Here is an 11,851-nt window from a genome sequence, read left to right on the forward strand (position 1 = left end):
TTCGCAAAGACATTGCAATAATACAACACTAAACTATAGTAGAAGATTACGCAATATAACAAGATTCAGGCGGTAGGCAAGAGAAATAGCTGTAGCTGATTAGACGCAATTGAAAGGGTGGAATTGTGCATGAATGGGAAGGAACAGCGTAAATACTGGCTGGATACAATGCTGCTGATCGGGGGGCCTGTGCTGAATGCTTTGGCTGAGCGGAAATTAAAGGAACAGCTGCCTACAGAGTTTCATAGGGATCGGAGCCAGTTTGCCCATTTGGAGGCTTTTGCGAGATTGGCTTGCGGAATGGCCCCTTGGCTTGAACTAGAGGGACTTGAGGGTGCGGAAGAACAGCTTAGAGCACGTTATGCAGGGCTAATGCTGGAAGCCATTGATGCCGCTGTTGATCCGAATTCACCTGATTATATGGAATTCAAGACCGAAGGCCAACCGCTGGTTGATGCGGCATTCCTGGCACACGCGCTGGTTCGTGCACCAAAGCAACTTGCCGCCAAGCTGAGTGCGCGGGTCAAAGGGAACTTAATAACAGCGTTGAAGCAGACACGCCGGACAGCGCCAAGCGGAAGCAACTGGCTGCTGTTCAGTGCAATGGTGGAAGCCGCTTTGTATATACTCGGCGATCCTGAATATGACCGGATGCGCGTTGGTTATGCGGTCCATATGTTCATGGATTGGTATAAGGGCGACGGAGTTTACGGGGATGGCAAGGACTTTCACTGGGATTATTACAACAGCTTTGTTATTCAGCCGATGCTGGTGGATGTGGTAGCACTTTTTGAACAGGAGTCGGAGCAATATTCGGCATTGAAACCGCTGATTCTGGAACGGGCACAGCGATACGCTACTGTTCTCGAACGGATCATTGCACCGGATGGAACCTATCCCTTTATAGGGCGTTCGATCGTTTACCGTTTTGGGGCGTTTCAACTGCTGTCGCAGGCGGCGCTGCAGCATTTTTTGGAGGAAGCATTGCCTCCTGCACAGGTACGCTGCGCTTTGACAAATGTGATTACGCGAATTATGGAATATCCGGGTACGCTGGATGAGTCCGGATGGCTACGTCCGGGGGTATACGGTTATCAGCCGGAGCTTGCGGAGAGCTATATCAATACAGGCAGTCTTTATTTATGCGCCTCCGTATTCCTCCCGCTGGGGCTGCTCCCTTCTGATCCTTTCTGGTCAGGGGAAGAGATGAAATGGACTTCACTAAAAATTGCAGCCGGTGAGGATGTTATGAGAGATCATGCCTTGGAATAAAAAGTATTCAGCCATATTAGTGAAGAATAAGATGCTTCGCGGATCTGACTGATCTATAAGGAGGAAAAAAGGCATGAATAAACAGATGCTTTTGGAAATAGTGCATAAAATGAAACCAGTCGATCTCAGCTTGTATTATCCAAAGGGGGATGCGGCTGCTTTTTGGAAACAGGCGTTAACATCGGGAGTACTACAGGCAGATATCAGCGAGATCCGCGCGGAGGCGGTAAGGCTGGACGGGCAGTCTATACCTGAACTGTCGTATACGTTATTTTCCATTTATTCGCGTACGGGTTCGAGGCTGGAATATGAACGGGTCTATTTTGAACGGAGAAGAAGGCTGAATACTTATGTATTTCTGGCTTTGCTGGAGCCGGATCATCCGGAAGTACTGGAGAAGCTGGAGGACATCCTCTGGGCTATATGCGATGAGTACACCTGGTGTCTTCCGGCCCACCTCCCAGCGGATCATAATGCAGCTGATATCAACCGGTATATTGATCTGTTTTCTTCCGAGACCGGATTTACTTTAAGTGAAGTTTTACTTTTGCTCGGGGAACGACTTTCGCAGCTTCTGAGATCCCGAATCCACCATGAAGTAGAGCGGAGACTGTTTCGTCCATTTCTTGAAAATGGTCCTTATGAGTGGGAGACAGCGCGGCATAATTGGGCAGCGGTCTGTGCGGGATCAATCGGGGCTGCTGCCTTGCTGTCTGTGGAGGACCCGGCCATGCTTGCGGATATTCTGCTGAGGACAGAGCGCGCCATGTTGTATTACCTGGAAGGGTTCGGTGAGGACGGTGCCTGTCTGGAAGGCCTTGGGTACTGGAATTATGGGTTTGGTTATTTCACTTATTATAGCGATCTTCTCTGTTCCAGAAGCGCAGGCAGACTGGACTGGTTCAACCAAGAGAAGGTAGCGCAAATCGCGCGCTTCCAACAAAAATGTTTCATTGACGGAAGTCATGTAGCCAATTTCTCTGATTCAGTGCCTCAGGTGCTAGTACATATGGGATTGTCCCATTATCTGGCGGAAGTCTGTACGGATGTCGAACGCCCCCCATCCGCTTTGCGTGCTCCTTACACTGAAGATCATTGCAGCCGCTTTGCACCGGCTTTCCGCAATCTGATCTGGAGCAGGGCTGGCAAGGAGGACGAAGCTTGGCGAGCCGCCAGCTATTTTCTCCCTGATGCCGCTTGGCTTGTCTCGCGTCATGTGTCGGAGGCGGGTTCATTCGGGTTCGCCGCCAAGGGCGGGCACAATGCTGAACCGCATAACCATAATGATCTGGGACATTTCATTCTGAGCGGCCGGGGAGAGATCTACGCATCCGATCTTGGAAGCGGAGAGTATACTGCTGATTATTTTGGGGCTGGCCGTTACCAGTATGACTGCAATGGATCACAGGGTCATTCGCTGCCGATCATTGATGGCCAGTATCAGCTGGCCGGTCGGGAGTTCAGCTCCACAGTGCTGTATGCATCGGCGGAGGAGAATGATGAGCTGACACTGGATCTGACACAGGCGTATCAGGTAACAGGACTACAGTCCTTAATCCGTTCGTTCGTCTGGCATAAAGAGGAATGTCCACGGCTGGAGCTTACAGACACTTACCGGTATGCGGGAATTCCGGCGAGCTGGACGGAGCGGTTTGTCACCTGGCGTGAGCCTAAGCTTTTTCATCCGGGTACCTTGCTGCTGCCGGGGACTATGACTCGCGGCGTTGAAGTGACTTACGATTCACTGAAAGTTGAGCCGGAGATTACTGTGCATATGTACCGGGATCATTTTGGCATGGAGAAGCTCTGGTATAGTCTGGACTTCCATGTGCTTCAGCTTGGCGCGGTGGGCAAACTGGTATTCACTTTTCAATTTCTATAAAAGATGGGCCTGAGCTTATAAAAAGTCCTCTATCAGAGGGTAGAGGCTAATTCGAATAAAGGCGGGATTTAGATGAGTAGATTAGTAAAGCAAGCTTGGGTAGACGAGGCTTGGGGCAAAGCCTTGGAGAAGACTAGAACGAACAACCGGAGAATCGGTGCAGAATTCCCCCATGCGAGTCAAGGCGGCAAATACGTGCTTGAAGCACCAAACTGGTGGACAGCCGGCTTTTGGCCGGGAATGCTCTGGCAGCTCTATGCTGAGAGTGGTGATGAGGATTTGAAAGCGGTTGCTGAGCAGTGTGAGGAACGGCTTGACGAGGTGCTGGATGGTTATGTGAAGCTGGACCATGACCTAGGCTTTATGTGGCTGTTGACCAGTGTTGCGAACTACAAGCTCACGGGCAGAGAAGCATCACGAGTCCGGGCGTTGAAGGCAGCCAACTATCTGGCGGCCCGCTTCAATCTGAAAGGACGCTACATCCGGGCCTGGAATCCATGGAGTGAAGGCGAGGATAACAGCGGGGTAGCCATTATCGATTGCTGCATGAATACCAGCCTGCTTTTCTGGGCTTCCGAAGTAACAGGGGATCCACGTTATCGACATATCGCTGAGGCGCATATGGATACGGTGCTGGAGCACTTCATCCGGCCGGATGGTTCGGTTTATCACATCGTCAAATTCAACCCGGAATCGGGCGAAGTGGTTGAAAAGCTTGGCGGGCAAGGTTTTGCGCCCGAGTCAGCTTGGTCGCGCGGGGCAGCCTGGGCGCTCTACGGACTGTCATTGGCCTATCATCATACAGGCAAGCAAAGTTACCTCAATGCAGCCAAGCAGGTCGCGCATTTCTTCTTGACCCGTCTGCCCGAAGATCATGTTCCACATTGGGATTTCCGTGCTCCCGGTGAAGTTGGGGAGATTCGGGATAGCTCTGCTGGTGCCTGTGCAGCGAGTGGCTTGCTGTTGTTAGCTAGCCAAGTAGATGACTCGGAGGCACATGTGTATCAGAACGGGGCTATAAGAATTACAGAATCCCTTTATAGGAATTATGGAACTTGGGACAATGCAGAAGAAGAAGGATTGCTGCTTCATGGTACGAGTAACTATCCTGAGAATCGGAATATAGATGTTCCGCTTATCTATGGTGATTTCTTCTATGTCGAAGCGCTAGCCCGGCTAAAAGAAGCCGGACCGTTCTACTGGGAATAGGGGGCACATAATGCAGACTGAGAAGACATTTACGACTATTGCTAAAAATCCGCTAAAGACCCGGGAGGATCTGATCTCTGCTCTTGAACAGCTTACAGATCCGCTTCGGCCGCTCTACAGCAGAGGCGGTGCACGGCTGGCAATCGGCGGAACAGGAGCGAGCTATCCGGCTGCAACTGCAGAAATGGAAGGTTTCTCCCGGGTATTGTGGGGCTTAGTGCCCCTGCTCATGGGAGGCGGTGAAAGCGGGCTTTGGGATACTGTGCTGGATGGCATACGCCACGGCACGGATCCTGCCCATGAAGAATACTGGGGTGTAGTTCAAGATTATGACCAGCGTCTGGTAGAGATGGCGGTCTTCGGTTTCGCCTTAGCCGCCATTCCTGAACAGATCTGGTCACCACTTACCCAGAAGGAACAGGAGCAATTGTACAGTTGGCTGAATCAGATTAATTCCCATCCTTGCTATGACTGCAACTGGCTGTTCTTCAACGTGCTGGTTAATGTCGGATTCCGCAGAGTCGGCTGTCCCTACGACGCGGAGCAGCTGGAGAACAATCTGAAGCGAATGGATGATTTTTATCTGGGTGATGGCTGGTACAGTGATGGAATTAACGGGCATAGCGATTATTATGTTCCTTTTGCCATCCATTACTATGCGCTACTGTACGCGAAGCTGATGGAACAGGAGGACCCGGAACGTTCACAGGTGTTCAAAGAACGGGCCCGGCTTTTTGCCACCGAATTCTTGGGCTGGTTCGCTCCGGACGGATCTGCCCTTCCTTATGGAAGGAGCTTAAGCTACCGTTTTGCCCAGTCTGCTTTCTGGGGTGCCCTCGTCTATGCAGGCGTTGAAGTATTCCCTGTAGGTGTGGTCAAAGGATTAGTACTGCGCAATTTGCGCTGGTGGTTCAGCCAGCCGATCTTTGATGCCGGAGGCGTTCTGACGATTGGTTATACCTACCCCAACTTGGTCATGGCGGAGAATTATAATGCTCCCGGTTCCCCCTATTGGGCGTTAAAGACATTCCTGCCATTGGCTCTCAGCGCGGAGCATCCATTCTGGAAGGAAGAAGAACTGCCGCTGCCGGATATTCCTGCAGTTATAGTCCAGAAGCCTGCGCATCTTGTCATTGTCCGCGAACCTGCTTCCGGCCATGTGGCTGCCTTCAACAGCGGTCATCTATATACGAATGAACATACCCACACGTCTGCCAAGTATGAGAAATTTGTATACTCAACAGGCTTCGGATTCAGTGTGCCCCGCTCCGAATGGGGATTGTCTCAAGGGGCATTTGATTCCATGCTCGCTCTGAGTGAGAGCGGGGACAACTTGTATCGGGTCAGACGGCGGAATATGGAGACAACAATTGTGGACAATGTGCTGCACTCCGTCTGGAAGCCATGGACTAATGTGGAGGTTCGGACCTGGATCGTTGCTGGGCTGCCCTGGCATATTCGGATACACCGGATCGAGACCGGACGACCGTTGGACGCCGCAGAGGGCGGCTTCGCGCTTGGTCAGGAAGCGGGGGTGGAACAGCAGATCGGCCTTACAACCGCCGCAGTATCTACAGCATGGGGAACAAGCGGAGTCAAGGGTTTGATCGGCTATGAAAAGGCGGAGCTAATTTGGCCTAATGCCAACACAAACCTGCTTCATCCCCGGACTGTTTTGCCTACACTGACGACTTTCCTTGAACCTGGAATCCACTGGCTGGCTTCGGCTGTATACGGTGATCGGTCCGGAGATTCTTGCGGCGGTATTATAGAACAATCACCTGAGTCTATTTTGAAGGTTACTTTTGATAAGGACATCATAAAGGTTTTTACGTCTAGTGAAGCGGAAGTTATTATCAAAAGAGAGTGAGAATTACCGCTAACAACATCGTGTTAAAAGACAAGTGAATGAGTAGAGTATGACTGATTTCTCGTATAAAAAATAAATTTCTGTGGTTGTACAATTTCCCCCGTACAGGCACTTCTAGGCGCACGCCCACATACAATAAGGATGACCATGAACCCGTAAGGCAAACAGATCGGTTTCATTGTACAAGTGCGGGAGGTGTCGCCAAGTTGCCTGGATTCTTAAGCACGATTGCGTTGCTGATCAAAGAACTGACGCTGCTGGTATCATACGTAAGGAATAATGCATTTCCACAACCGCTCTCGGAGCAGGAGGAAAGCCGATACTTAGGGATGATGGCTGAGGGAGATGCCAAGGCCCGCAATTTGTTGATTGAGCATAATTTGCGGCTCGTTGCCCATATAGTGAAGAGGTTGTGGACACGATACGATGTCAGGGATACTAATGCGTCATTCAACCGATCGATTGGTATGATGAGGGTGAAGTGATAGCCCCCCTTGTTTCTCATTTGATATTATGCTATCGGTCATAATATGATATCGATGTTTTCTTCTTCGTAATCTTAGTGACTTTCATAAGGCTGTTATGATGTACCTAAGGTAAGAGTTAAACCAGAAGTGGATTTGGGGGCAAACAAAAAAAATGCGGTGATTATTTTCTAATGTGATCAAACCGAGCATGATGTTTAAAATGGGACAAGCATTCTAATATGAATTGTATACGGAAAGATTAATAAGAAATATGTGGTTTTAAAATGTCGTAATTAGCGATAAAAAGGGTGTCCTTAAGTGTTACTAATGAGTGTGCTTTGGAGGAGGAACTGTGGAACTTCATGGACGTTATTGATTAATCAAGATATGCTTTAACGTGCTAAAATACAAAGATCCCTAGCTGTTATATGAAAAAAATGTCGGACAAACTCCTAATATGTCGGTTTTTACTTCTGTCCTTATTCTTCCTATCTAGTTATAATTAATAGTATAACAAGCCCAGCTTTGTTACTTTAGCTGGGCTTGTTAATTGAAAGTGAATTGTGTGCAAATGTAGTGTCTCCTACAACACTCCAACTGCTGAGACTTAGAATATTTTTCGATATCTAAAAATATTCTACGACTCTTGGACAATTCCTTCTTTTATTTTTTAAAGAGAAGAGGGATGCTTTTTGAGTTCAACTGACTGTTACAAAATTTTGTCTATTGATGGTGGAGGGATAAAGGGCTTATACTCAGCGGCAATTTTAGAGCAATTCGAGAATAAGTTTGGTCCCATTCATCAGCACTTTAATCTCATCTGCGGCACTTCAACTGGGGGGATTATTGCACTGGCACTGGCCGCGGGGATTCCAGCGGCGGATATCGTTAAATTTTATACGGAGAAAGGAACAAAAATTTTTCCATATACGAAATCATGGAAGAGGAAACTACATGAATGGAAATCAATAGCTTTTTTGTCCAAGTATAAAAATGATCAACTAAAAAACGCACTTCAGGAAGTTTTTCAAAATAAAAAAGTTAAAGATTGTATCTCTGATGTTCTAATTCCCTCGGTAAATATTACTACTGGTAAACCCTATATATTTAAATCGGATTATATCCCTAAGTACACAAGAGATAGTGAGCGCTCATTAGTGGAGGTAGCGCTTGCCACTTCGGCAGCTCCAACCTATTTTCCAATAGTAGATCTTATGACGAACGAAGGATTACATCAATTTGTAGATGGTGGCCTTTTTGCAAATAATCCATCTTTGTATGGGATCCAAGAATTTTTGGCAAATAAAGAAGAGATAGGCTATAAAGATTATTGTCTTTTATCGATATCCTCACTTCATGAGGGGACAGCTATACCTGTTTCGAAGAAAGTGCGAAGACCTTTCATCGGTTGGAAAGAACAACTCATTTCTTTGATGATTGATTCTCAAAGTATTGCAACTCACTTTCATATTCAATATTTAAGAGAATATGCAGGTGGAGAATACATTCGTATCCCTAGTGCTGAAATGACAGGAAATGAGCGAGCACTTATAGCTCTTGACTTGGCACACAAAGCATCCATTCAATTGATGATGGAGAAGGGGCGAAAAATGGCAGAAAAATGGATTAATGATGACAAGATCTCACTTTTTTTTGAAGACAAGTCTGGGGAGGTATCTGCTTAATGTCTAATTGCAATGATTTATTCGCTTCTTTTCATGATGAAATTTATCTCCATTCAGAAAAAAAAGAAAGTCTCCGTACTTCTCGTAACTCCATTCGTAAGAAAATAAAAAAGTATTTTAAGGAAACACTTGGTTTAACTGAACCGAAATTCTATGGCCAAGGTTCTTACATGATGAACACTATGGTTAATCCTATAGAGGGAGAATACGACATAGATGACGGAATATATATTGAACATTTAAAAAAAGAAGATGAAGAGAATTGGGACACTCCAATAAAGGTTCACAATTGGATTGTAAAAGCAGTAACAGGACATACATCTACGGCGCCGATAGATAAAAATACATGTGTACGAGTAATTTATAAAAATGAATATCATGTAGATCTCCCTATTTATGTAAAAAAAGAAGGAGAACATCCTAAACTGGCACATAAATCCAAGGGGTGGGTCGATAGTGATCCTAAGGAATTGACAAAATGGTTTAATGATCAGGTGAAGGAGAAGGGAGACCAACTCAAAAGAATTGTTCGCTATCTAAAGGCTTGGAAAGACCATAAGGAGGGTGATATTAAGTTACCGAGTGGAATGGTTTTAACCATTCTAGCTGCAAATCACTTTGTAACAGATTATCCCGATGAAGATGACGCTGCACTTACTGCAACCGTTAAAGCTATTTATGATGAGCTTTCGGTTTCTTTTTCGCTAACGCGACCGGTTTTCCCGGATGAGGAACTGCTGGATTGGTCAGATTCAAAACAAGAGAATTTACTAACGAAGCTTGACAATTTAATAAAAAAAGCTGAAAAAGCATTGGAAGAACAAGATAAAACAAAAGCATCGAAAAAATGGATTGATGTTTTCGGGGACCGCTTTCCGGAACATCCTCCTGAAGATTCACAGTCAGAATCTAACTCAGTACTCAAATCCGCTGCTCCTGCAGTGCTTGGTAATCATGGAAGATCAGCATAATCTTGAACTATATTATGATGGAGTGCTAGAAAATGTGGCACTTCATCTTACTGGTGAATATAAAGCGGTGGAAGTAGATTACTTAGATTTACGTAAAAATGGAATTGTGAAATCTTTTCGTATAACACGCCAAGTGGATCAGAATATTTTGGAGATAATAGTATCAATCCCTTATAATTTTCCAGATGTATTTCCAGTTGTAACTATACCAGATCCGCTTTTCTCTGAAATATATCCGATCCCACATTTAGATTTGCATAAAGTATTGTGTGTTTTTGATGCTGAGATAGCACACCCAAACTCAGAGAACCCGAATGGAGTTTTAGATGAGGTGATCAATAAAGCCTTCGTTTTGATTAAGGAAGGTAAATCTGGGCAAAATTCATCAGATTACATAGATGAATTTGAATCCTATTGGGGGCAAGATGCAAAAAGCCAATTACTATCCCTTATTTCAATTACTAGTGAGCCAAAAGAAATTGACATTATAACTTTCAAACAAAAAAATTGGAATGAAAATAGAATAGTAACTGATTCAAGACGAGAAGGTGAATATTGGCTAATAAAGGCTGGAGCTAAGATAGAAGCATATAATAAAGCGTTCTATTTGCCATTACGAACTATAGGAAATCCTCCGTTCCCAACTTTAAATAGCGATTTTTTAAAACTGTTAATTATTAAAAATCCTGAAATAGTAAAACCTTTCTTGGATTTTCTTGATAATAATAAACGGCCAACTACTATAGTCTTTTCAGTACCTTATAAAAATGATTTTTTAGTTGGTGCATGGGAGCATAAACTAACTGAAAAAAAGGTAATTACACCTTTTAAAGGAAAAGTTAGGGTGCAGAAGTCTTTAAATGGTTTCCGTATTGGAAAACAAAATGCATTTTTAGAACTGCAGCGTGATTTCAGGAAATTGGTTGTAAATAAAATAAACGTTATGCGTGTTGATAAAGAGCGATTATTTACTCGTGGGGGAGATGGAGAACTACCAGACGATGTGAGAATCGGAGTAATTGGATGTGGATCAGTAGGGAGTCATGTAATTGGTTCACTTGTAGATTCAGGAATCGATCAATTTCTATTGATTGATGAGGATACATTGAAATTTGAAAATATTGCTCGTCATACTTGTGGCGCAAGCCAAGTAGGTAAGCCGAAAGTGGAAGCTATAAAGCAAAAATTGGTCGATCATTTCCCATATATTGAAATAAGTGGATACAAAGAGAACGTTTTGAAAATTCTTAAAGATTATTCGGAAATCTTAAATAGTTGTTTTTTCTCAATTGTAGCCTTGGGCAATTTTTCAACCGAATGGCGACTCAATCAACTTCAAAATAATGGTTTAATAAATAAGCCTTTAATGTATGTTTGGGTTGAGCCCTATTTAGCAGGTGCTCACGCTGTTTATGTAGATCCATCACTTAATGGTTGTTTTGCCTGTTTGTTTGATAGGCAACATAAGTTTCGGCAAAGTGTACTTGCAGATCCTAGTTTATATTCTAAGAGGGAAGCAGGATGTCAAAGTACATATGTTCCGTATTCAGTGACGGAGGTAAAGAGGTTTATCTCTGATTTAAGTTTTTTTATGGATGACGTTCGATCCGGAAAACTTAAAGAAAACACTTTATTCACTTGGCTTGGGAATCTATCATATCAAAAACAAAATGGAAGGAGAATAGCTGGCAGATGGGCTATTGCTGAGAACTATTCCGTAAGGAAAGTTCCGCTTTCCGAGTTTGGAATTTGCGAGCACCGTAAAAAATAATGGAGTATTTATTTTCAGATAAAACCATTTCTTTTAATCAAGATGTTTTAGAAACATTTAGATCATTTCGGCAAGTAGGCACTCATCAGCATGAGGCTGGAGGAATTTTGTTAGGGCGCGTTTATCAAGATGGAAAAGTAATAGTCGAACAAATTAGCACACCTGGGAGATATGATAAATCAGGAAAATACTTTTTTGAACGAAATGTAAAGTATGCACAACAGATTGTAAATAAGGCGTGGAAAGATTCCAATGGTGAAATACAGTATCTTGGAGAATGGCACACCCACCCAGAGATGAACCCCACTCCTTCCTCTGTTGATCGTAAATTACTAAAAGGAATGATAAACGATTCGAAATTAGATATTGATTTTCTTTTTTTGGTGATCGTTGGAATTGATGGGTTTTATGTTGCTTCTCAAACTAAGAACGAAGAGCTGAGGGAGTTACATCTTGTTAGATAAAAGATGAAAATAATAAACGAACAGATCCGACAACATATTCTTAAGTGGGAACTGAAATCTTGATAGGTAGTACGGATAATATTGAATGTTAGTGAAAGTGATTATATGTATGAAGAAAATAACACTTTGAATCAAGCCAAATGCCGATAAGTACTAATGATTATTATTAATCTATTTCTGAATGAACTCTCAGCTTTGAATTTCAATAAATCGTGCTATAGTTAATCTGAAAATATATTTTATTGTGAATAAATCTAATT

Annotated in this window: 8 protein-coding genes and 1 pseudogene; all 9 read left to right on the forward strand. The window is 44.2% G+C overall.

What is annotated here, in order from left to right:
- The first annotated feature begins 129 nt into the window (after positions 1-129).
- The 9 genes and pseudogenes from MKZ16_RS06930 (at position 130) to MKZ16_RS06970 (ending at position 11,591) form a co-directional block, all read left to right on the forward strand.
- Positions 130-1,272, forward strand: a complete 1,143-nt coding sequence (locus MKZ16_RS06930; RefSeq protein WP_076107205.1) for a DUF2264 domain-containing protein — start codon at positions 130-132, stop codon at positions 1,270-1,272.
- A gap of 73 nt (positions 1,273-1,345) precedes the next feature.
- The gene (locus tag MKZ16_RS06935) at positions 1,346-3,154 is read left to right on the forward strand and encodes a heparinase II/III family protein (RefSeq protein WP_076107203.1); all 1,809 of its coding nucleotides are present in this window, start codon (positions 1,346-1,348) and stop codon (positions 3,152-3,154) included.
- A gap of 72 nt (positions 3,155-3,226) precedes the next feature.
- A complete protein-coding gene (locus tag MKZ16_RS06940; protein ID WP_036675853.1) occupies positions 3,227-4,363 on the forward strand; it encodes a glycoside hydrolase family 88 protein in 1,137 nt (378 codons plus the stop codon).
- Positions 4,364-4,373: 10 nt separating this feature from the next.
- Complete coding sequence (locus tag MKZ16_RS06945; protein WP_038569286.1) at positions 4,374-6,233, forward strand: DUF2264 domain-containing protein; 1,860 nt, start codon at positions 4,374-4,376, stop codon at positions 6,231-6,233.
- A 206-nt stretch (positions 6,234-6,439) separates the two neighbouring features.
- A pseudogene (locus MKZ16_RS06950) lies at positions 6,440-6,643 on the forward strand (RNA polymerase subunit sigma-70); the annotation flags it as partial.
- 776 nt (positions 6,644-7,419) lie between these two features.
- Positions 7,420-8,385 carry a CBASS cGAMP-activated phospholipase gene (locus MKZ16_RS06955; RefSeq protein ID WP_339815501.1) on the forward strand — a complete coding sequence of 322 codons (966 nt, stop codon included), beginning with the start codon at positions 7,420-7,422 and terminating at the stop codon, positions 8,383-8,385.
- Positions 8,385-9,356: a cyclic GMP-AMP synthase DncV-like nucleotidyltransferase gene (locus MKZ16_RS06960; RefSeq protein ID WP_076107197.1), complete on the forward strand. Its 972-nt coding sequence runs from the start codon at positions 8,385-8,387 to the stop codon at positions 9,354-9,356. Before MKZ16_RS06955 ends, MKZ16_RS06960 begins: the two co-directional genes overlap by 1 nt.
- Positions 9,340-11,127: a ThiF family adenylyltransferase gene (locus MKZ16_RS06965; RefSeq protein WP_076107195.1), complete on the forward strand. Its 1,788-nt coding sequence runs from the start codon at positions 9,340-9,342 to the stop codon at positions 11,125-11,127. Before MKZ16_RS06960 ends, MKZ16_RS06965 begins: the two co-directional genes overlap by 17 nt.
- A complete protein-coding gene (locus MKZ16_RS06970) occupies positions 11,127-11,591 on the forward strand; it encodes a Mov34/MPN/PAD-1 family protein (RefSeq protein ID WP_076107193.1) in 465 nt (154 codons plus the stop codon). The genes MKZ16_RS06965 and MKZ16_RS06970 overlap by 1 nt, the downstream gene beginning before the upstream one ends.
- Positions 11,592-11,851: the final 260 nt, after the last annotated feature.

It is taken from the genome of Paenibacillus sp. FSL R5-0928 (assembly GCF_037970385.1).
Lineage (GTDB): Bacteria > Bacillota > Bacilli > Paenibacillales > Paenibacillaceae > Paenibacillus_AQ > Paenibacillus_AQ odorifer.